At 70.8% G+C, this 19,116-nt stretch carries 20 protein-coding genes; 6 read left to right on the top strand and 14 right to left on the bottom strand.

What is annotated here, in order from left to right; genetic code table 11:
• Position 1: 1 nt before the first annotated feature.
• On the top strand, positions 2–994 hold the full coding sequence (locus AC07VX_RS13050; RefSeq protein ID WP_493165149.1) for an aldo/keto reductase: 993 nt from the start codon (positions 2–4) through the stop codon (positions 992–994).
• Positions 987–1,952 (top strand): AEC family transporter, encoded by a 966-nt coding sequence (locus tag AC07VX_RS13045; RefSeq protein ID WP_493165148.1) that lies wholly within the window; start codon positions 987–989, stop codon positions 1,950–1,952. The genes AC07VX_RS13050 and AC07VX_RS13045 overlap by 8 nt, the downstream gene beginning before the upstream one ends.
• On the opposite strand, the gene AC07VX_RS13040 is transcribed toward AC07VX_RS13045, so the two are convergent.
• Positions 1,933–2,859: a LysR family transcriptional regulator gene (locus AC07VX_RS13040; protein ID WP_493165147.1), complete on the bottom strand. Its 927-nt coding sequence runs from the start codon at positions 2,857–2,859 to the stop codon at positions 1,933–1,935. The genes AC07VX_RS13045 and AC07VX_RS13040 overlap by 20 nt on opposite strands.
• A gap of 106 nt (positions 2,860–2,965) precedes the next feature.
• On the opposite strand from AC07VX_RS13040, the gene AC07VX_RS13035 reads away from it, so the two are divergent.
• Together AC07VX_RS13035 and AC07VX_RS13030 are read left to right on the top strand one after the other, a co-directional pair.
• The gene (locus AC07VX_RS13035; protein ID WP_493165146.1) at positions 2,966–3,307 is read left to right on the top strand and encodes a protocatechuate 4,5-dioxygenase subunit alpha; all 342 of its coding nucleotides are present in this window, start codon (positions 2,966–2,968) and stop codon (positions 3,305–3,307) included.
• Positions 3,308–3,338: 31 nt separating this feature from the next.
• Positions 3,339–4,175 (top strand): class III extradiol dioxygenase family protein, encoded by an 837-nt coding sequence (locus AC07VX_RS13030; RefSeq protein ID WP_493165145.1) that lies wholly within the window; start codon positions 3,339–3,341, stop codon positions 4,173–4,175.
• A gap of 54 nt (positions 4,176–4,229) precedes the next feature.
• Here AC07VX_RS13030 and AC07VX_RS13025 read toward each other — a convergent pair whose 3' ends face one another.
• The 9 genes from AC07VX_RS13025 to AC07VX_RS12985 form a co-directional block, all read right to left on the bottom strand.
• Entirely contained in the window at positions 4,230–4,739 is a 510-nt protein-coding gene (locus AC07VX_RS13025) for a hypothetical protein (RefSeq protein WP_493165144.1), read from the bottom strand.
• Positions 4,736–5,449, bottom strand: a complete 714-nt coding sequence (locus AC07VX_RS13020) for an FAD:protein FMN transferase (RefSeq protein WP_493165143.1) — start codon at positions 5,447–5,449, stop codon at positions 4,736–4,738. Before AC07VX_RS13020 ends, AC07VX_RS13025 begins: the two co-directional genes overlap by 4 nt.
• 5 nt (positions 5,450–5,454) lie before the next feature.
• Entirely contained in the window at positions 5,455–5,958 is a 504-nt protein-coding gene (locus AC07VX_RS13015; RefSeq protein ID WP_493165142.1) for an FMN-binding protein, read from the bottom strand.
• Between the two features lie 2 nt (positions 5,959–5,960).
• Positions 5,961–7,265 carry a hypothetical protein gene (locus AC07VX_RS13010; protein WP_493165141.1) on the bottom strand — a complete coding sequence of 435 codons (1,305 nt, stop codon included), beginning with the start codon at positions 7,263–7,265 and terminating at the stop codon, positions 5,961–5,963.
• Between the two features lie 38 nt (positions 7,266–7,303).
• Complete coding sequence (locus AC07VX_RS13005) at positions 7,304–8,506, bottom strand: cytochrome-c peroxidase (RefSeq protein ID WP_493165140.1); 1,203 nt, start codon at positions 8,504–8,506, stop codon at positions 7,304–7,306.
• 131 nt (positions 8,507–8,637) lie between these two features.
• The gene (locus AC07VX_RS13000) at positions 8,638–9,954 is read right to left on the bottom strand and encodes an MFS transporter (RefSeq protein ID WP_493165139.1); all 1,317 of its coding nucleotides are present in this window, start codon (positions 9,952–9,954) and stop codon (positions 8,638–8,640) included.
• 62 nt (positions 9,955–10,016) lie between these two features.
• Positions 10,017–10,226, bottom strand: a complete 210-nt coding sequence (locus tag AC07VX_RS12995) for a YgaP family membrane protein (RefSeq protein ID WP_493165138.1) — start codon at positions 10,224–10,226, stop codon at positions 10,017–10,019.
• Positions 10,223–13,435 carry an efflux RND transporter permease subunit gene (locus AC07VX_RS12990; RefSeq protein ID WP_493165137.1) on the bottom strand — a complete coding sequence of 1,071 codons (3,213 nt, stop codon included), beginning with the start codon at positions 13,433–13,435 and terminating at the stop codon, positions 10,223–10,225. Before AC07VX_RS12990 ends, AC07VX_RS12995 begins: the two co-directional genes overlap by 4 nt.
• Entirely contained in the window at positions 13,435–14,475 is a 1,041-nt protein-coding gene (locus AC07VX_RS12985) for an efflux RND transporter periplasmic adaptor subunit (RefSeq protein ID WP_493165136.1), read from the bottom strand. The genes AC07VX_RS12990 and AC07VX_RS12985 overlap by 1 nt, the downstream gene beginning before the upstream one ends.
• A gap of 144 nt (positions 14,476–14,619) precedes the next feature.
• Between AC07VX_RS12985 and AC07VX_RS12980 the strand changes: the two genes are divergently transcribed.
• Entirely contained in the window at positions 14,620–14,979 is a 360-nt protein-coding gene (locus AC07VX_RS12980; RefSeq protein ID WP_493165135.1) for an ArsR/SmtB family transcription factor, read from the top strand.
• Positions 14,980–15,016: 37 nt separating this feature from the next.
• Here AC07VX_RS12980 and AC07VX_RS12975 read toward each other — a convergent pair whose 3' ends face one another.
• Entirely contained in the window at positions 15,017–15,373 is a 357-nt protein-coding gene (locus AC07VX_RS12975; RefSeq protein ID WP_493165134.1) for an ArsR/SmtB family transcription factor, read from the bottom strand.
• Between the two features lie 110 nt (positions 15,374–15,483).
• Here AC07VX_RS12975 and AC07VX_RS12970 point away from each other — a divergent pair, with 110 nt between their 5' ends.
• On the top strand, positions 15,484–16,596 hold the full coding sequence (locus AC07VX_RS12970; protein WP_493165133.1) for a YeeE/YedE family protein: 1,113 nt from the start codon (positions 15,484–15,486) through the stop codon (positions 16,594–16,596).
• On the opposite strand, the gene AC07VX_RS12965 is transcribed toward AC07VX_RS12970, so the two are convergent.
• From AC07VX_RS12965 to AC07VX_RS12955, 3 genes are read right to left on the bottom strand one after another with little or no spacing between them, the layout of a single operon-like run.
• A complete protein-coding gene (locus tag AC07VX_RS12965; RefSeq protein WP_493165132.1) occupies positions 16,569–17,078 on the bottom strand; it encodes a TlpA family protein disulfide reductase in 510 nt (169 codons plus the stop codon). The genes AC07VX_RS12970 and AC07VX_RS12965 overlap by 28 nt on opposite strands.
• Positions 17,075–18,004, bottom strand: coding sequence for an MBL fold metallo-hydrolase (locus tag AC07VX_RS12960; RefSeq protein ID WP_493165131.1), 930 nt, complete (start codon positions 18,002–18,004; stop codon positions 17,075–17,077). The genes AC07VX_RS12965 and AC07VX_RS12960 overlap by 4 nt, the downstream gene beginning before the upstream one ends.
• Entirely contained in the window at positions 18,001–19,104 is a 1,104-nt protein-coding gene (locus AC07VX_RS12955; RefSeq protein ID WP_493165130.1) for a YeeE/YedE family protein, read from the bottom strand. The genes AC07VX_RS12960 and AC07VX_RS12955 overlap by 4 nt, the downstream gene beginning before the upstream one ends.
• Between the last annotated feature and the right edge of the window lie 12 nt (positions 19,105–19,116).

The raw sequence follows: 19,116 nt of genomic DNA, 5'->3' as shown, positions 1-19,116 counted from the left end.
CATGCAGACGCGCCGCATCGGCCCCTTCGCGGTCTCGGTCCTGGGCCTGGGCTGCATGAACCTCAGCCACGCCTACGGCACACCACCGCCGCGCGAGGCTGCAGCGGCCCTGCTGCATGCGGCGCTGGATTCCGGCATCACGCTGTTCGACACGGCGGCGCTGTACGGCTTCGGTGCAAACGAGGAGCTGGTCGGCGAAGTGCTGGCCCCGTACCGCAAGAAGCTTGTGCTGGCCAGCAAGTGCGGCATGCACGGCGTGAACGGCCAGCGCGTCATCGACGGCCGGCCCGACACCATCCGCGCCAGCGTGGAGGCCAGCCTGCAGCGGCTGCGCACCGACGTCATCGACCTGCTCTACCTGCACCGCCTGGACTTCGGCGTGCCCATCGAGGACAGCGTGAGCGCCATGGCCGGGCTGGTGCGCGCGGGCAAGGTGCGGGCGCTGGGCCTGTCGGAGGTGTCGGCCGCGACGCTGCGCCGCGCCCACGCCGTGCACCCCATCGCCGCGATGCAGACCGAATACTCGCTGTGGACCCGCAACCCCGAGATCGCCGTGCTGCAAGCCTGCCGAGAGCTGGGCACGGCCTTCGTCGCCTTCAGCCCGCTGGCGCGCGGCTTCCTGGGCGGGCGGCTGCGTGACGTGGGCACGCTGGCTCCGAAGGACATCCGCCGCGGCATGCCGCGTTTCTCGCCCGAACACTACGCCGCCAACCTACCGCTGCTGGACGGCTTCGCGGCCGAAGCCACGCGCCTGGGCTGCGCGCCCGCCGCGCTGGCTCTGGCCTGGTTGCTGCACCAGGGCGAGGACATCATTCCCATCCCCGGCACCACGCAGGTCGCACATCTGCGGGAATGGCTGGCCGCCCCAGCGCTCACCCTCGACGCGGCGACGCTGGCGCGGCTGGATGCCCTGATCAACCGCAACACCGTCCACGGCGCCCGTTACAACGCCGCCACCCAGGCCGAAATCGACACCGAAGAGTTCGTTGCCTGAAATCCTCGCCATCACCGGCCCGATCTTCCTGCTCGTCGGCCTGGGCTGGGTCGCCGTGCGCAGCGGCGCGTTCGACCGCGCCCTGCTGCCTGCGCTGGGCCGCTACGTCATCGCCTTCGCGCTGCCGGCGCTGATCTTCCGCGCCCTCAGCCAGCGCCCGCTGGCCGAGCTGCTCAACGCGCCGAATGCCCGCTACCTGATGGCTTATGGCGGCGGCTCCTTGCTGGTGCTGGCCGCCGGCCTGCTGTGGGCGCGCAGCCGAGGCCAGGGGCGCGACGCCGCGGCCATGACCGGCATGGGCATGTGCTGCTCCAACTCGGCCTTTGTCGGCCTGCCCGTGGCTCTTCAGGTGGTGGGCCCGCAAGCCTCGGTGGCCGTGGCGCTGACCATGGTGGTCGAGAACCTGGTGATGCTGCCGCTGTGCCTGGCGCTGGCCGACAGCGCGCCCCGTGCCGGCGAGCCGGCCCAGCCCTTCGCCCGGGCCCTGGGCCGCAGCCTGCTGGGCCTGTACCGCAACCCGCTGGTGCTGGCGATCACGGCGGGTGCCGCGTCCGCGCTGCTCGAACTGCGGCTGCCGCTGCCGCTGACCCGGGCGCTGGACCTGCTCGCCAACTCCTCGTCGGCCGTCTCGCTCTTCTTCGTCGGCGGCGTGCTGGTGGGGCTGCCGGTACGCGGCCTGGCCGGCCAGGTCAGCGCCGTGGCCACGGGCAAGCTGCTGCTGCATCCGCTGGCCGTCTTGGGGCTGCTGAGCCTGCTGACGCTGGCGGGCCCCCTCGCGGCGACGCAGCAGCACGCCGCGCTGCTGCTGGCCGGCGGGCCCATGCTGTCCATCTACCCCATCCTGGGCCAGCGCTACGGCCGCCAGCAGGCCAACGCCGCCTGCCTGATGGTCGCCACGGCGGCCGCCTTCCTCAGCCTGAGCGCCTGGATCGCGCTGATCAAGCTCGGCTGGCTCTGAGCTCCGGCGGCACCACCGCCTCCAGTTCGCGGCGCAGCCACTGGTGCAGCGGGTCGCTCTGGTGGCGCAGATGCCAGACGGCGTACATCGGCAGCGTCGGGCAGGCCAGCGGCGGCGGCGCCGTGGCCAGGCCGCGCAGCGTGTGGGTGCCCAGCCAACTCGGCAGCGTGGCTAGCCACGGGCCGCCGCTGACGAACGAGGCCACCGCCGCGAAGCTCGGCACCCGGGCGGCGAAGCGGCGGCTGTGGCCCTGGGCCGCCAGCCATTCATCGACATCCAGCGGCCGGCGCGGCAGCTCGTAGAGCACGGTCACGTGCTCGGCCGCGAGGTAGCCGGCCAGGTCGGCCGGGGCGCGGCCATGCACCGGGTCGTGGAAGACCAGGTAGCGGTCCTCGAACAGGCGCTTGTGCATCAGGTCGCTCGCGTCCGGCGGACGCGGCGTCAGCAGCAGCTGGCAGTGGCCGTCGCGCAGCAGCGCCGGCTCGGGCACGCCCGAGGCGATCACGCGCAGCGACACGCCCGGCGCCTGCGCGCGCAGCCGGCGCAGCAGCGGCGGCAGCAGCAGGTCGCGCTGAAGGTCGTTGGCGGCGATGGTGAGCTCCACCTGCAGGCGCGCCGGCTCGAAGGCGTCGGGGCGGCCCATGCTGCCGAAGGCGCGCAGCTCCTCCAGCAGCAGCCGGGCACGCACCACCAGCGCATCGGCTCGCGCGGTAGCCACGATGCCGCGGCCCGACTTGACGAACAGCGGGTCGCCCACGACGCGGCGCAGCTTGTCCAGCAGATGGCTGACCGCCGACTGCGTGACCCCGAGGCGAGCGGCCGCACGCGTGATCGAGCCCTCCTCGTGCACCGCCAGCAGCAACCGCAGCAGATGCCCGTCGAGGTCCAAATGATCGATTTCGCTCATGGGTCTGATGAGTGCGGCAGCGTTGATCGGCAGTGTCGGCGTCCGGACACTGCAAACCTCTGATCCAGGTCAGATCCGCCCCACCCCGAACGACCGGAGACACGCCATGTGCAGCCCCGCCATTCCCGGCACCACGCTCTTCGACGGCCGACAGGCCCGCAAGGGCTATGCCCTCAACAAGATGTGCTTCTCCTTCAACGAGGCCGCCAATCGCGCCGCCTTCGTGCAGGACGAGGACGCCTACTGCGCCGCCTACGGGCTCAATGCCGAGCAGCGCGAGGCCATCCGCTCGCGCAACGTGCTGCAGCTCATCCAGGCCGGCGGCAACGCCTACTACCTGGCCAAGTTCGCCGGCATCTTCGGCCTGGACATGCAGGACATCGGCGCCCAGCAGACGGGGCTGACCAAGGCCCAGTTCCAGGCCAAGCTCGACGCCTACGCGCGCTGAACCTTCTCCTCGCTCACCGGAACCACCCACCATGGCCACACTCATCGGCGGCATCACCACCTCCCACGTCCCCGCCATCGGCCGCGCCCTCGCGCGCAACAGCCAGGCCGAGCCCTACTGGAAGCCCTTCTTCGACGCCTACCTGCCCGTGCACGCCTGGCTCGAAACCCACAAGCCCGACGTCCTCGTCGTCTTCTACAACGACCACGGCCTGAACTTCTTCCTCGACAAGATGCCCACCTTCGCCGTCGGCGCCGCGCCGCGCTACGAGACCGGCGACGAGGGCTGGGGCCTGCCGCCACTGCCCGGCTTCGACGGTGACGTGGACTTGTCCTGGCATCTGATCGACCAGCTCGTCGCCCGCGACTTCGACGTCACCACCTGCCAGGAGATGCGCGTCGACCATGCCGTGACCCTGCCCATGGCCGTGCTCTGGCCCAGCCAGGTCTGGCCGGTGCGCATCGTGCCGGTCTGCATCAACACCGTGCAGTTCCCGCTGCCCTCGGCCCGCCGTTGCCTGGCGCTGGGCCAGGCCGTGGGCGACGCCATCCGCAGCTGGAAGACCGACCAGCGCGTGGCCGTGCTCGGTACGGGTGGACTGTCCCACCAGCTCGACGGCGAGCGCGCCGGCTACATCAACCCCGGGTTCGACCTGGCTTTCATGGACAGCCTCGTCGACGACCCGGCCTGGGCGGCGCAGTTCAGCGTGCCAGAGCTGGTGGAGAAGGCCGGCACCCAGGGCGTGGAGCTGCTGATGTGGCTGGCCACACGCGCGGCACTCGGAGAGCACGCCGCCTGCCTGCACCGCGGCTATCACATCCCGATCTCCAACACGGCGTCCGGCCTGATGCTGTTCGAGCCGCGGTAGTCCACCCCGGCGGCCCGCGGGCCGGGCGGGTGGTTGCGCATGCATGGGCCGGCGTCAGGCGCCGGAGGACGGCACCGAGCCCCGCTCGCTTCCTCTTCGATGCCACATCACCAGGCAGGCCATGACCACACCGATGGCCGCATGCGAAATGCCCAGCGCCGGTCGCAAGTCCTCAGGTGCGAAGTAGTACAACAGATAGCCGCTCAATGCCAGCAAGGCGGCCGTCACGCTCAGCAGCAGGCCGGTCAGTTGCTGCTGCTTCAGCTGCCAGCGCCGGCTCAACCGCCATCCTTGGGGTACATGAGCCGCGGCCAGGGCTCCCAGCACGAAGACGCCCCCCATGACCGCGAGGCCATGCAGGCGCAGGCACCATGCCTCCAACGGATGCGGCAATTCGCCCACGCCCCCACCGACGCTGTAATGCAGGGCCAGCCAGGCGATGCCGGTCAGCAGCAGCAGCGTTCCGCTGACGTGCAGCGCATGGCGCTGCCAGCGGGGCAGGCGATGCCGCGGCGGGCGAGCGGGATGCGCGGGATGGGCGCGGGGGTGATGCTGGCGGGTCATGCAAGGCGTGGCGCGTCGTGCCGCCAGGCGGCCGCATCGTAGCGGGCCAGCAGCGGGTGGTCGCAGCGGCCGCTGAGCGCAACGACCTTGGTCAGCGCGTCGGCCCACAGGCACAGCGGCGCCGCCACGCTGACGTGGGCCTGCAGCGGCCGGCTCAATACCGAACGGCTGCCGGGCGCGAAATGGCTGGTCGCGAAGGCGCCGTCGCGCAGCCGTGCGAACTCACGCACGCCGCCGCCGGCCTCGTCGCGCAGCTGGATGGGCAGCTCCAGCTCACCGAACACACGCAGGTCGCCGCCAGCATTGACCCAGCCGGCTGCCGCGCCCTGCCCCTGCAACGCCCGGACCGCCTGGTCGACAGCCAGGCCCTTGGCAATGCCACCCAGGTCCAGCACAACGCCGGCGGCTAGCTTGTGCAGCCGGTCGCCGTCCAGCAGCCAGGCCTTGGGGCCGCTGCCGAGGCTGATGTCGAAGAGGCCGCCGCTGTCGGCCTGCAGGCACCGCGCGGCCGCCAGCACCTCGGCCGCCAGCGTGCCGACCCGAAGCTCGCGGCCGGCTGGCAGCGCGTTGAAGCGCGCGATGTCGCTGCCCGCCTCGAAGCGCGACAGCCTGGCCTGCAACTCCGCAACGGCGTCGAAGGCGGCATCCAGCCCGAGCGGCGCACCGATCTCGACCAGCGTGCCGAGCAGCGGCCGGGCGCGCCGTTGCATCGCGCTCAGCCCAGCGTGCCGGCGCGGCGCGCGGCACCCAGCGCGATGACGATGCGGCGCACACCGTCGGTGACATGGGTGCAGCTCAGCGTCGCGCCGCTGATGTTGGCGATGTCCTCACCGATGCGCATGGGCGCCGCTGCCGTCTTGCCGATGAACTGCTTGCGCCAGGCCGGCAAGCGGATCTCGCCACCGTGGCTTTCGCGGTACGACAGGATCTCGACCTGCCTGACGCTGCCGTCGGTGGCGATGCCGACCGCGTAGCTGATCAGCTCGACCTTGCCGATGACGTCGTCGAGCACGACGTAGCCCAGCACCGCATCGCCCTTCTTCGCGACGCGCACGCCAAGGGCCCGGCTGCTGCCGGCCGGCAGCAGCGTCTGCGTGTCGAAGCGGTCGGCGTCGGGGAACATCAGCCGCGCGGCCTGCTCGGGGCTGAGGTAGTTGACCGCGAACGCGCTGGCCGGCGCGAGTGCGATCAATGCGGCCGGGGTCAGCGTGACGCGCATGTTCAGAAGCTCCAGCCGACGCCGAGGTTGTAGCGGTTGGCGTCGGTCGCTTCGCGGAAGCGCTGGTAGTCGGCCTTGAAGACGACGTTCTGCGACAGCTTGAAGTTGGCGCCCACGGTGACGACGCGCTCGCTGCGCGCAGCGTCCGGCGTCAGGCCGGCGCCGAGGTCCGCATAGGACTTGGCGGTGTTGAAGCGCTCCCAGCGCACGAAGGGCAGCAGCGCGTAGTCCTCGCTGGACCAGAGCTTGTAGGCGGCCTGTACGTAGAAGCCGTCGAAGCTCTTCGGGATCAGCGTTTCGTTGCCGACCAGCGGCGTGTTCAGCGCCGCGGTGTTGCTGATGCTGCCGCGGGTGTAGACGGTGGCGAAGTCCCAGCGGCCGGGCGTCCAGCGGGCGTGAACGTCCCACAGCGTGATGCGCGACTTGGCGGGAGCTTGAGCCTGCGTGGCCTGGCCGCTGAAGACAGAGCCGCCCAGCAGCAGGCCCGGGATGCCGCGCCAGTTGGCTGCGCCAAACATCGCCACGTCGTGGCTCTTGGCCAGGGCCATCTCCTGGTGGATGGAGCCCAGCGGCGACTCGCGGCCTTCGCCGGACGTGGCATCCCACTTGGTCAGGTCGAAGCTGGTGGTCAGGCCGCCCTGCAGCGTGAGGCCGTTGTCGAACGCGCCGACGAGCTGGATGCCGCCCTCGCGCCAGGTGCTGGGGATGATGGCAGTCTCGACGAAGTTGCGCTCCACGCCGTAGAAGGCGGTGGGTTCGTGGTTCTCGTTGAGCAGGCCCACGGGCATCAGGAAGAGGCCGGCGCGCAGCGCGAGGCTGGGGTTGATCTGGTGCTCGATGTAGGCCTGCTCGATCGCCACCTCGCCAGGGTCGCCGGACGAAGACACCGCGTGCTCGACCTCAAGCTCCGTGACGACCTTGGTCTTGTCGTCGAAGCGGTGCTGGTAGCCCAGCACGAAGCGGCGGATGTCGGCCTGGGCGTTCTGGCCGGCTTTGGTCGGGCGGTTGTAGTTGATCTCGCCGTAGCTGGTCAACACGGTAGCGGGCTCGGCGCGCGGCGCCTCGGCAGCGCTGGCGGGCGCGGCGACCGGAGCCGGTGCCGCGGCCGGCGCGGGCTGGGCGGCACGCTGCTGCTGCATTTGCGCGAGCTGGGACTTGACGGCGGCGAGTTCGCTGGCGAGCTGGTCGAGCTTGCGGGCCAGTTCGGCCTCGGTGGCAGTCTGCGCCTGGGCGCTGCCCAGGGTCAGGGCAAGGGCGGTGGCGAGCAGGCTGCGAACGGGCAAGGCCCACGTGCGGGATGGGGTCATGATGGTTCTGGCGAGGATGGGGAAAGACATGGGGCGGCTCAGCGCGGCGCGTAGCCGTCGCTCAGCGTGCGCAGGAAGGTGATGACGTCGTCGATCTCGGCGTCGGTCAGCGCGGGCGCGTCGCCCGGCTTGCGGTTGTAGGGCGCCTCGGTGGTGTTGACGTTGCCGGCGTAGGCCTCGGGCAGGTCGTCGAACTTGCGCACGCTGCCATCGGCATTGAGCGGGTACCACTTCTCGGGACTGGTGTCGCGCTGCACATAGAAGGTCAGCGCCTCCTTCAGCGACGTGAAGCGGCCGTTGTGGAAGAGGACCTGGCGACGCGCCACGTTGCGCAGCGAGGGCACCTTGAAGGCGCCGCAGAGGTCCTTGCGCGCGGCGAGGTCAGCCCGCTCGCACAGGCCGAGGTCGAAGTAGGCCGGGTCGGCGTTGCGCGCGATGGCGGCGTTGCGCGGCACGCCCAGGTTGTCGTAGCTGAAGTCGGTGAACAGCGGGAAGCTGCCGTCCGCCGCCTTGGCCGACGGGTGGCAAGCCTGGCAGTTGCCTTTGCCCGGGCTGTTGAACAGCGCCAGGCCGCGAAGTTCCTGCTCGGTCAGCGCGACCTTGCCGCGCAGGAACTCGTCGTACTTGCTGGAGAAGGGCCGGAAGTCGGCGTCCTCCCTCTGGTACTGCGACAGCGCCAGCGTCATGCGGTCCATCGCGTCGGCGGGCCGGCTCAGGATGTCGGCGCCGAAGACGCGCTTGAACTCGTCTGCATAGGCAGCCTTGGCCAGCCGTGCGATGACGGCGGCGACGTCGGCATTGGCCATCTCGAAGGGGTTGACGAATGGCCCGCCGGCCTGCTCCTGCAGCGAGGCGGCACGACCGTCCCAGAAGAAGCCGCCGGTGGGCGTGCCGTCCGCCGCGAAGCGGAAGGCGCTGTTGAGCGACAGGTAGTTGATCGACGGCGTGCTGCGTCGGCCTTGCAGGTCCTGCAAGGGGCCGCCCAGCTGGACGCTCAGCGCATTGGTGGGCGAATGGGCCTGGCTGGCGTCATGGCAGCTGGCGCAGGACTGCCGGCCGGAGGCCGAGAGCGAGACATCGTTGAAGATCTTCTCCCCAAGCGACGCCTGGGCCGACAACGCGGCCTCCTCGGGCGCGCTGGCCGTTGCCGATGCATTGCCGCCACCGCCGCCGCAGCCAGCCAGCAGGGCCGCTGCCGCGAGCAGGCCCAGCCATCTTCCTGATGAACGCCAGATCAGCATGTCGCCACCGTCGAACCGGAGGCGCGCTCCGGGTTGTTATTGCAAATGATTCTCAATCATATTTGAGAATTACTTTCAACAAGCTGTCCGTCGGGGGCGGGGCCGTTCAACCCGAGTCCCTGGCATCGGGGTCACCGCGCGGCCTGCGGTGCGCTCGGCGGCTCCGGGTTGAGCCTGGGGTGCGTCTCTTCACCCAGCCACCACAGCAGCGTGCCGGAGACACCCATCGAGAGTGCGACGAACCAGAACGCGGCTTCGACATGGCCGCTCAAGTGCGCTGACAGGCCCAGGCCCAGCGCGCCGACGCCGTAGCCGAGGTCACGCCAGAACCGGTAGATGCCGATGGCGGAGCCGCGCCAGCCGGGGTGCGAAATATCGGCCACGGCGGCCGAGAGATTCGGATACAGCAGCGCCATGCCCAAGCCCGACAGCGCGGCGGACATTGACCACCAGACCAGCCCCTCGCCCTGCAGCATCAATGCCACGCCGGCGCCACACAGCCACATGCCCCACACATTGGGCCGGTGGCGGCCGATGCGATCGGACAGGCGGCCGGTGAACAACTGCGAGACGCCCCAGGTGAGGCCATACACGCCGATGACCGAGCCCACCTGGGGGAGGCTCAGGCCATGCTGGTACAGATACACCGGATAGAACACCCAGACCAGCGCGTCGACGAACTTCTCCACCAGCCCGGCCTGGCTCAGCGCCAGGAGCCGACGATCGCGCCAGCTCATCAGCGTGAACACCTCCCAGGTGGAAGGATGGGCGCTGATGTCGCGCGGATAGCGCGGCCGCACCACGGAGGCCTCACCGCCCGCCGCATGCCGCGCTGCCTCGGCCTTGGCCCACGGCAGGGTTTCGCGCACCCACAGTTGCGTGAGGCCCAGTGCAGCCAGCACGACGACGAGCCCGAACAGCAGCAGCGCCTGGCGCGGCCCCAGCCAGGTGGCCAGCCATGCGGTCACGATGCCGGCGAGGGCCACGCCCAGATAGCCCGCGAACTCGTTCAGACCCAGCGTGAGACCACGCTCCTGCAGGCGCGTGATGTCCAGCTTGGCGGTCTGCGTCATCGACCAGGTCAGGCCCTGGTTCACACCCAGCAGCACCGTCGCGGCGACCACCCAGCCCCAGCTGGGCGCATGCCAGACCATGACGGGGACAGGCAGGGCCACGAGCCAGCCCAGCAGCAGCACTCGCCTTCGTCCGACACGTTCGGACAGCCGCCCCGCCACGAAATTCATCACGCCCTTGACCACGCCGAAGGCGATCACGAAGGCCGTGAGCAGCAGGAAGGATGTCCTGGGCACGCCGAATTCGGATTCGGCCAGCGCCGGCACCACGGTGCGCATCATGCCGAGGGTCAGGCCCACCAGCAGCACCTGCAACAGCTGATGCAGGAACTGCTGCAGGTTGACCCGGATGCCGTGCCGATGCGCCATGTCCATGCCAGCCGGTTCAGGCAGCCGCGCCGGACGCGGATCGCAGGCCCAGGGCGGTTCGCGACGACTCAGCAGCCACCCCGTACACCCAGCTTGCGCAGGACGATCTCCAGCGGGCACCAGCGCGTCACGGCGCTCTGCAACAGGTTGACTCCGACGAATGCCGTCAAGGCCAGCCACCAGGTGCTGATGAAGGCAGGACTGCCGGGCACGCCCAGCAGCAGCGAGATCAGGATGAAGCTGCCCGCGAACAGGCGCACGATTTGCCAGGAACTCATGGAGCACTCCTTGGTTCAGTTGAGGACGATGCAGGGGCCTCGCGGCGGTAGGCCACGAAGTACAGAAGCGGGATGACCACCAGCGTCAGCAGCGTGCTGACGAGGATGCCGAAGATCAGCGAGATCGCCAGGCCGTTGAAGATGGGGTCGTCGAGGATGAAGAAGGCGCCGAGCATGGCCGCTAGGCCCGTCAGCACGATGGGCTGGGCTCGCGTGGCGGCCGAGTGGACGACGGCTTGCTTCAGCGGCCGGCCCTGTGACACCTCCAGCCGAATGAAGTCCACCAGCAGGATGGAGTTGCGCACGATGATGCCGGCCAGCGCGATCATGCCGATCATGCTGGTGGCCGTGAACTGTGCACCCAGCAGCGCGTGGCCCGGCATCACGCCCACCAGCGTCAGCGGGATGGGCGCCATGATGATGAGCGGCGTGAGGTAGGAGCCGAACTGCGCCACGACGAGCAGGTAGATCAGCACCAGGCCCACAGCGTAGGCGGCGCCCATGTCGCGGAAGGTCTCGTAGGTCACCTGCCACTCGCCGTCCCACTTCAGCGTGTAGCCGCGCCAGGCGTCGCTGGGGGCGTGGATGAAGGTCTCGGCCAGCGTGGCGCCGTCGGGTGTGGCGATTTGCGCCAGCGCGCCGCGCATCTTGAACATGCCGTAGAGCGGGCTGTCCAGCGCGCCCGCCATGTCGCCGACGACGAAGTGCACCGGCAGGCCGTCCTTGTGGAAGATGGGCTGCTCGCGCTGGCTGTCGCTCACCGTGACCAGTTCGCGCAGCGGCACCAGCGCCCCGCCTGCGCTGCGCACGCCGAGCTGCAGCAGCGTGTCCAGGTCGCCCTGGCGCTCGGCCGGCAGCTGCAGCCAGGCGCTGGCCGGGTACTTGCTGCCGTCGTGCAGCCAGGTGGCGGCCTCGCCGCCCAGGCCCGCGGCCAGCGTCGACACCACCGCCGTCTGCGGCACACCGAGCAGCGCAGCCTTGCGGCGGTCCACCAGCAGCAGCTTCTTCGGTGCCGCGGCGATGCCGGAGTCGTCCACGTCGACGACGCCCGGCGTCTGCCCGAAGACGCGCCGCACCTCGCGGGCCACCTGCTGGCGGCCCGCTGCGTCGGGGCCGTAGATCTCCGCCACGATGGGCGAGAGCACCGGCGGGCCGGGCGGCACTTCCACGACCTTCACGTTGGCGCCGTGGCGGCGGCCGATGTCCTGCAGCGCCGGGCGCATGCGGGTGGCGATGGCATGGCTCTGCGTGCTGCGGTGGTGCTTGTCGACGAGGTTGACCTGCAGGTCGCCCACCTCGCCGCCGCTGCGCAGGTAGTACTGACGCACCAGGCCGTTGAAGTTGATCGGCGCAGCAGTGCCGGCATAGGCCTGGTAGTCGGTGACCTCCGGCTGCTGGGCCACGTAGGCACCCAGCTCGTGCAGCACGGCGGCGGTGCGCTCCAGCGGCGTGCCGGCCGGCATGTCGACGATGACCTGGAACTCCGACTTGTTGTCGAAGGGCAGCATCTTCAGCACGACGAGGCCGACCGCCGGCAGGGCCAGCGACAGCACGATGAGCCCGGCCACGCCTCCCGCCAGCCAGCGGCGGTTGCGCGCGCCGCGGGCCTCGTCCAGCAGCGGGCGGAAGACGCGCTCGAACAGCGGGCCCAGCTTGGCGGCGAGGCCGTGGCTGGCGTCGCCCGCGTGGCCGCTGCGCCTGAGCCACAGCCGCGCCAGCCAGGGCGTGACGATGAAGGCGATGGCCAGCGACAACAGCATGCCCATGCTGGCGTTGATGGGGATGGGGCTCATGTAAGGCCCCATCAGGCCCGACACGAAGGCCATCGGCAGCAGCGCGGCGATGACGGTCAGCGTGGCCAGGATGGTGGGGCCGCCCACTTCGTCCACGGCGCCGGGGATGAGCTCGGCGAGGGTCTTGTCCGGATGCAGGGCCATGTGGCGGTGGATGTTCTCCACTACGACGATGGCGTCGTCCACCAGGATGCCGATGGAGAAGATCAGCGCGAACAGCGACACGCGGTTGAGCGTGAAGCCCCAGGCCCAGGAGGCGAACAGCGTGACGGTGAGCGTGAGGATCACCGCACTGCCGACGATGGCCGCCTCGCGCCGGCCCAGCGCGATAAACACCAGCGCAACGACGGAGGCAGTGGCAAACATCAGCTTCTGGATCAGCTTCATCGCCTTGTCGTTGGCGGTGGCGCCGTAGTTGCGCGTCTCGGCCACGTCCACGCCCTGCGGGATGACGGTGTTGCGCAGCTCGGCCACGCGCTGCATGACGGCGTCGGCCACCTCGATGGCGTTCTCGCCGGGCTTCTTGGTGATGGCCAGCGTCACGGCGGCGGACTCGCCCGCCTTGCTGCCGTGCCACACATAGCGCTGCGCCGGCAGCGGGCCGTCGACCACCTGGGCCACGTCGGCGAGGTAGACCGGCCGGCCGTTGCGGGCGCCGACGACCAGTTGCCCCAGCTCGCGGGCATCGCGCAGGAAGGGACCGGCCTCGACGTCCACGGCGCGGTCGCCGGCCAGCAGCTGGCCGGCCGCGGCGCCGCTGTTGGCGGCCTGCAGGGCCTGGCGCAGATCGGCCACGGCCAGGCCGGCGGCGGCCAGGCGGGCGGGGTCGAGCTCGACGCGGATGGCCCGGCCCGGGCCGCCCAGCGTCGTCACCTCGCGGGTGCCGGGCACGCGCTTGAGGTCGGCCTCCAGGCTGTGGGCGATGCGCTCCAGGTCGAAGGCGCCGGTGTCGGCATCGCGGGCGTGCAGGGTCAGCGTGACGATGGGCACGTCGTCGATGCCCTTGGGCTTGACCAGCGGCGGCGCCGTGCCGAGGCCGGCCGGCAGCCAGTCGGCATGGGACTGCACCGTGTCGTAGAGCCGCACCAGCGCCTCGGTGCGCGGCACGCCCACCTTGAACTGCACCGTCATGACGGCCAGCCCCGGGCGGGACAGGCTCATCACATGCTCGACGCCGGCCATCTGCGACAGCACCTGCTCGGCCGGCGTGGCCACCATCTGCTCCACGTCCCGCACGGCAGCGCCGGGGAAGGGGATCAGCACATTGGCCATGGTCACGTTGATCTGCGGCTCCTCCTCGCGCGGCGTGACCGCCACGGCGAAGATGCCCAGCAGCAGGGCCACCAGGGCCAGCAGCGGCGTGATCCGGGCCGACTGGAAGAAGCGGGCAATGCGCCCTGACATGCCGAGTTCCATCAGGGCCTCCGTGCGGCAGCTTGCGGGTCGAGGGCGATGCGCTCACCGGGCTTGAGGCCGGACAGCACTTCCACCTGATCGCCGCTGACGGCGCCCGTGCGCACCTGGCGCAGCAGCGCGCGGCCATCGGCGCCGACGGCGTAGACCGCCTTGAGCTCGGCGCGCTGCACGAGGGCGCGGCTCGGGATGAAGACCCGGTGCGCGCCGCCCGCCTCGCCATCCACCGGCAGCCAGGCGCGCGCGAAGCTGCCCGGCGCCGCGGCGCTGCCGGCCGGCAGCTCGATGCGCACGGTGACCGTGTGGGTGACCGGATCGGCGGCGGGCAGCACCTCCCAGCGGGCCGCCGTGGTGCGCTGGCCGGCGATCTCCACGCTCACCGGCATGGCGAGCCGGCTCCTCAGCGCGGCGGCGGCGGATTCGGGCACGGCCACGGCCACGCGCAGCGCGGTCGGGTCGAAGAGCGTGAGAAGCGGGCGCCCGGGCATGGCCATGTCGCCGGGCATCACGCCTACCTCGGTGACCACGGCGTCATACGGCGCCTTGACGGCGAAGTAGCCGCTTTCGGTGCGCGCGGCCTGGGCGGCGGCCAGCTGTGCGTTGGCCTGGGCCGTGGACGTCTTGAACTGGGCCTCGGCCTGGTCGAGCGCCGCCTGGCTGATGAAGCGGCTGGCGAACAGCTGCCGCTGGCGCTGCACCTCGAGCGAGGCGACCTGTTGCGCGGCGCGGGCGGCCTCCACCTGGGCCGCGGCGGCGCCGGCCTGCTGCTCGGCAGCGCGGGCGTCCAGGCGCGCCAGCAGCTGGCCGGCCTTCACGCGGTCGCCGGCCTTCACCGGCAGCGCGACGACGGCGCCCGCGACCTGGGCGGAAACGACGGTCTGGCGCACCGCTTCGACCGTGCCGTCATGGCTTGCCAGGCCCTGGCTGGCCGACGGGGCCACCGTCCAGGTCGCCAAGGTGTCCGCCGAGCGGGCCAGGACCGGCGCGGCCGCCGCCAGCAAGGCCAGGCAGACGCGCTTCAGAGCGTGAAACCGGTAGGGCATGTGAACTCCAGGACGTGACTTTCGAATTGCATTGCACTAGTATTTAGCTACATAGTTAAATAGTCAAGTACAAACATGAGCAATTCGGTGAATCGCGTGCGAATCGGGCATGATGGGCACCCCACTCCCCGCTCATGTCTCGCCATGCAGGATCTGCCCGACGAAGCCCTCCAACAGGTGGCCGCCTATTTCCAGGCGCTGTCCGAACCGACGCGGCTGCAGATCCTCAACCTGCTGCGCCAGGGAGAGCGCAACGTGGGCGAGCTCGCGCAGGCCTGCGGCTTCACGTCGGCCAACATCTCGCGTCACCTGTCCGTGCTCATGCAGCAGGGGCTGGTGTCGCGCGAGTCGCGCGGCTCGGCGGTCTACTACAGCATTGCCGACGACTCGGTCTATGCGCTGTGTGACCTGGTCTGCGGCAGCATCGGCCGGCAGATGGAGCGCGCGGCAGCGCAGCGCAGCAGCTTCCTGCAGGGGGGCAAGGCCTCTCGTCGCGCCCGCTGAACCCTAGCGTCGAAGCGCTCCGACAACTTCGGCGCCGTCAGCGCAGGCCGCCGACGAGCAGGCGCTCCTCGGTCGGCACCGACTCGTCGCCGTCCAGTTCGACGGCAAGCTGAGTGCAGACGGCGCGGCACAGCATGGCGACCTTCTCGCTCTGCAGCCGGTAGTAGATCTGCGTGCCCTCGCGGCGCTTGCCCAGCACACCGGCGCGATAGAGCGTGGACAGATGCTGGGACATGTTGGGCTGGGTGGTCTGGATCTGCTCCAGCAGCTCGGAGACATTGCGCTCGCCGTTGCAGACGGCGCTGATGATCTTCAGCCTGATGGGCGTGGCGAGCACGCCGAAGAGCTCGGCAGCGGACTCGAAGACACGGTCTTCCTCGGGGGCGTCGGGCATCACGGCGGCGGGCGGTTGGGTCGGGAAAATCACTGTATCAGCAAGCGCCGATGTGCGCTCCGGGGAATGGAGAATGCGGTGGCCGGAACTCTTGCAGATCGCTGACCGCCATGGACGAATCGAGCTTGCCCGCCCTCACCCGCCAGGTGCTCGGCGCCGCGTTCGGCCTTGCCGTGCTGTTCGGCGCGCTGTGCCAGCGCACGCGCTTCTGCACCATGGGCGCCATCTCCGACGTCTATGCCATGGGCGACTGGCGCAGGGCGCGCATGTGGATGGTGGCCGGCGCCGTGGCCATGCTGGGCTTCCAGGCGCAGGCGGCGCTGGGGCTGATCGACCCGGCCGCCAGCATCTATACCGGGCCGCGCCTGCTCTGGCTGTCGGCGGCGCTGGGAGGGCTGCTTTTCGGTTTCGGCATGGTGCTGAGCTCGGGCTGCATCAGCCGCAACCTCGTGCGCCTGGGCGGCGGCAACCTGAAGTCGCTGGTGGTGCTGGCGGTGGCTGCGATCGCAGCCGGGGCCACGCTGCGCGGCGTGACCGCCGTGCTGCGCGTGGCGACCGTCGAGAAGGTCTTCATCGAACTGCCGTCGGGCCAGGCGCTGCCGGGCCTGCTCTCGGCCAGCCTGAGCGGAAGCCCGCTGGCGTGGGGTCTTGGCCTTGCAGTCCTCATGGCGGTCGTGCTGCTCGCGGCGGCGTTGCTGCCGCGCGAGGGCCGGGCGCTGGACATCGGGCTGGCGGGCCTGGCTGTGGGGCTGGTGATCTCCGCGCTGTGGTGGGTGTCGGGGCACCTCGGCTTCCTGCCGGAGGACCCGCGCACGCTGGAGCCGGTCTACCTGGTGACCAATTCGCGCCGGATGGAGTCGTTCAGCACCATCGCGCCGGTGGCCTACGCGCTGGACTGGCTGCTGATGTTCAGCGACCAGTCCAAGACGCTGACGCTGGGCATCGCCACCGTGGCCGGCATCGTCCTCGGCGCGGCGCTGATGGCCTGGCGCGACGGCAGCTTCCGCTGGGAAGGATTCGGCAACGTGGGCGACCTGGGGCTGCACCTCGTCGGCGCGGTCTGCATGGGCGTGGGCGGCATCGTCGCCATGGGCTGCACCATCGGCCAGGGCATCACCGGCGTGTCCACGCTGTCGCTGGGCAGCTTCATCGCGCTGGCCGCCATGGTGGCGGGCGCCTGGCTCGGCCTGCGTTTTCAAGAGTGGCGGCTGGACCGGGCCTGAGCCTCCAGCAGTTCGCGCAGATCGTCGTCGCTCATCTCGCCGGGCACGCAGCGCGGCTGCGTAGGCGCCTCGCCCAGCCAGCAGGTCATGGGCACAAGGCGGCGGGCGGTGAGCTGCGGGCGCAGCGCGCAGGCCCCGCCGCCGTCCACGATGACGGGAAAGGCATAGCCGCGGCGCTCGGTGGTGCGGCGCACCGCCTCGGGTGCGCCATCGACCGCCACGCCCAGCACCGCAGCGCCCGGCGTCTCGCGCAGCAGCCGGGCGAGCCGCTCGTTGTGGCGGTGGCAGAAGGCGCAGTCCGGCGACCAGAATACGGCCAGTACCGGGCCATTGCGCCAGGTCTCGATGGCGATGGGGCGCCCCCGCACATCGACCTTGGGGGCACCGCCGGCGCATTGGGCGAACAGATCTTCAGCACTCGGAGCGGCCTGCGCGACGCCCAGCGCCAGCAGCAATCCAGCAAGCGGGGCCCAACGCCTCATGGCGCGCCGCGCTCCATCAGCAGATAGGTGTTGTAGGCGTTCATGCGGTTGGCCACGCGGAACAGCGGCAGGGCCTCGAAGGCGGACCAGTCGGTGGCGGCATAGGCCTCGTCGAAGGGCTGCATGTCGGCGGCGGCCCGGCCCATGGTGTCGCGCAGGTATTGCAGGTAGTCGCGCGTCAGCTTGAGGTCGGCCAGCGCCTCGGTCGACACCGGCCCGTGGCCCGGCACGATGACAGCGGGCGCGGCGGCGATGAGGCGCGACAGCGCCGCCATCCAGCCGCGGCTGTCGGCCTGGCCGACGTAGGGGATGCGGCCACGGAAGGCCAGGTCGCCGGCGAACAGCACGCGCGCGTCTTCGACGAAGACCGTCAGGTCCTCCGGCGTGTGGGCCGGCCCGACATGGCGCAGCTGCAGGCGCGCGCCGCCCAGTTCCAGCACCTCGTCCTCGCGCAGCCAGCGGTCGGCCGGCACGAGGCGGGTGCGGGCATCGACCCAGGGCGCCAGCGTCTCGCGGCTGGCCTGCAGGCGCTGCTGCGCGGTGTCGGACTGCAGGTACTCGCGCCCGGCCTCGTGCGCGATGACGGTAGCACCACGCTCCTTGAAGACCTGCAGGCCGTAGATGTGGTCAGCGTGGTAGTGGGTCAGCACCACGTAGCGCACCGGCAGCGGCGTGACCGCGCGGATGGCGGCGAGCAGCTCCTCGGCCAGTGCCGGCGACCCCAGCGCGTCGATCACCACGACGCCGGCCGGCGTGACGACGACGCCGGCGTTGGAGATGAAGTTGCGGTTCTCCGGCGAGCCCAAAGCGGCTTCGCCCTGCACGAACCAGATGTTGGGCGCGACGGGCTGCAAGCGCGCTGGCGCAGCCAGGGCAGCCGCGGCCCACGACAGCGTCAGCAGCATCGCGGCGACGAAACGTTTCATCGCGCGGCTCCCGCTTCGGTCGCAGCCGGCAATGCATCGCCTTGGTCAACGAGGCGGTCGGTCAGCGCAGCGGCCGCCCACATGCCTGCCAGCGTGACCCAGGAGGTGGCCGTGAACACCGCCGCGCCCGACAGGCCCGCACCCACGGCGCAGCCGCCCGCCAGCATGCCGCCGAAGCCCATGCAGACCGCGCCAACGATGTAGCGCCGCATGCTGGCGCCGCCCTGGAAGCCTTCCAGCTTGAGCTCGCCCGACAGCGCCGCCGCGAGGAAGGCGCCGAGGAAGACGCCGGGGATCAGCCCCACGTCGAAGCTCAGCGGCTTGTCGCTGACGAAAAGCACCCGGCTCAGCACCTCGGCCGACGGGCCGGTGAAGCTCAGCGACTGGATGGGGTGGGGATCGAAGGCGAGCTTGGAGACGGCGTAGGTGAACCACCAGCCGGCCGCCACCGTGAGGCCCACGCCGATGGCGCCGCCCCAGCCCCAGGCGCCCACGCGCTGGCGCCGCGCCCAGAAAACGGCGGCGGCGAACCAGACCGCCGCGAAACCCAGCGCACCGCCGTGGCCGAGGCCGGTGCGGGCCAGCAGGTCGCGGGCGCCGCCGCCGTCGATGGTCCACCACTCGGAGATGGCCAGGCGCAACGGCGACAGCGCACCCGTCAGCGCCGACTGCGCCGTCACGGCAAAGATCAGCCCTGACAGCAGCGCACGCAGATTGCCCTGGGCTGCCAGCACCAGCATGCGGCTGGAGCAGCCGCGCGCCAGGATCATGCCCATACCGAACAGCGCGCCGCCGATGGCCGCGCCCGACAGGCTGCCCCGCGCGGCGATCTGGCGCGCGTTGCTGGCGTCGAACGCGCCCAGCAGCGCCAGGCCCTGCGTCGCACCGACGGCGGTGGCGAAGGCGAACAGCCAGACGGTCAGCCGCCCGCCGGTGCGCTGGTCGCGCGCGAACTCGATGACGGCCGCGCGCAGACAGAAGCGCGAGCGCTGCGTGAAGAAGCCGAACAGCACGCCGATCAGGGCTGCGCCGAGGGCGAGCGTGCCCGGCTCGCCGAGGCGATCGATGGTGGATTCAAGCAGCATGGACAGTTCAGGCATGGCCGTCGCAGC

It is taken from the genome of Roseateles sp. GW821-FHT03B02, from assembly GCF_059421025.1.
The sequence above is the reverse complement of the archived record's forward strand: the minus strand, read 5'-3'. Positions and strand labels throughout refer to the sequence as shown.

What these genes read in the sequence shown, in the direction of transcription:
- AC07VX_RS13050 (WP_493165149.1), top strand. Translation starts at nt 2, where the DNA reads ATGCAGACGCGCCGCATCGGCCCCTTCGCGGTCTCGGTCCTGGGCCTG.
- AC07VX_RS13040 (WP_493165147.1), bottom strand. Translation starts at nt 2,859, where the DNA reads ATGAGCGAAATCGATCATTTGGACCTCGACGGGCATCTGCTGCGGTTG.
- AC07VX_RS13035 (WP_493165146.1), top strand. Translation starts at nt 2,966, where the DNA reads ATGTGCAGCCCCGCCATTCCCGGCACCACGCTCTTCGACGGCCGACAG.
- AC07VX_RS13030 (WP_493165145.1), top strand. Translation starts at nt 3,339, where the DNA reads ATGGCCACACTCATCGGCGGCATCACCACCTCCCACGTCCCCGCCATC.
- AC07VX_RS13025 (WP_493165144.1), bottom strand. Translation starts at nt 4,739, where the DNA reads ATGACCCGCCAGCATCACCCCCGCGCCCATCCCGCGCATCCCGCTCGC.
- AC07VX_RS13020 (WP_493165143.1), bottom strand. Translation starts at nt 5,449, where the DNA reads ATGCAACGGCGCGCCCGGCCGCTGCTCGGCACGCTGGTCGAGATCGGT.
- AC07VX_RS13015 (WP_493165142.1), bottom strand. Translation starts at nt 5,958, where the DNA reads ATGCGCGTCACGCTGACCCCGGCCGCATTGATCGCACTCGCGCCGGCC.
- AC07VX_RS13010 (WP_493165141.1), bottom strand. Translation starts at nt 7,265, where the DNA reads ATGACCCCATCCCGCACGTGGGCCTTGCCCGTTCGCAGCCTGCTCGCC.
- AC07VX_RS13005 (WP_493165140.1), bottom strand. Translation starts at nt 8,506, where the DNA reads ATGCTGATCTGGCGTTCATCAGGAAGATGGCTGGGCCTGCTCGCGGCA.
- AC07VX_RS13000 (WP_493165139.1), bottom strand. Translation starts at nt 9,954, where the DNA reads ATGGACATGGCGCATCGGCACGGCATCCGGGTCAACCTGCAGCAGTTC.
- AC07VX_RS12995 (WP_493165138.1), bottom strand. Translation starts at nt 10,226, where the DNA reads ATGAGTTCCTGGCAAATCGTGCGCCTGTTCGCGGGCAGCTTCATCCTG.
- AC07VX_RS12990 (WP_493165137.1), bottom strand. Translation starts at nt 13,435, where the DNA reads ATGGAACTCGGCATGTCAGGGCGCATTGCCCGCTTCTTCCAGTCGGCC.
- AC07VX_RS12985 (WP_493165136.1), bottom strand. Translation starts at nt 14,475, where the DNA reads ATGCCCTACCGGTTTCACGCTCTGAAGCGCGTCTGCCTGGCCTTGCTG.
- AC07VX_RS12980 (WP_493165135.1), top strand. Translation starts at nt 14,620, where the DNA reads ATGCAGGATCTGCCCGACGAAGCCCTCCAACAGGTGGCCGCCTATTTC.
- AC07VX_RS12975 (WP_493165134.1), bottom strand. Translation starts at nt 15,373, where the DNA reads ATGCCCGACGCCCCCGAGGAAGACCGTGTCTTCGAGTCCGCTGCCGAG.
- AC07VX_RS12970 (WP_493165133.1), top strand. Translation starts at nt 15,484, where the DNA reads ATGGACGAATCGAGCTTGCCCGCCCTCACCCGCCAGGTGCTCGGCGCC.
- AC07VX_RS12965 (WP_493165132.1), bottom strand. Translation starts at nt 17,078, where the DNA reads ATGAGGCGTTGGGCCCCGCTTGCTGGATTGCTGCTGGCGCTGGGCGTC.
- AC07VX_RS12960 (WP_493165131.1), bottom strand. Translation starts at nt 18,004, where the DNA reads ATGAAACGTTTCGTCGCCGCGATGCTGCTGACGCTGTCGTGGGCCGCG.
- AC07VX_RS12955 (WP_493165130.1), bottom strand. Translation starts at nt 19,104, where the DNA reads ATGCCTGAACTGTCCATGCTGCTTGAATCCACCATCGATCGCCTCGGC.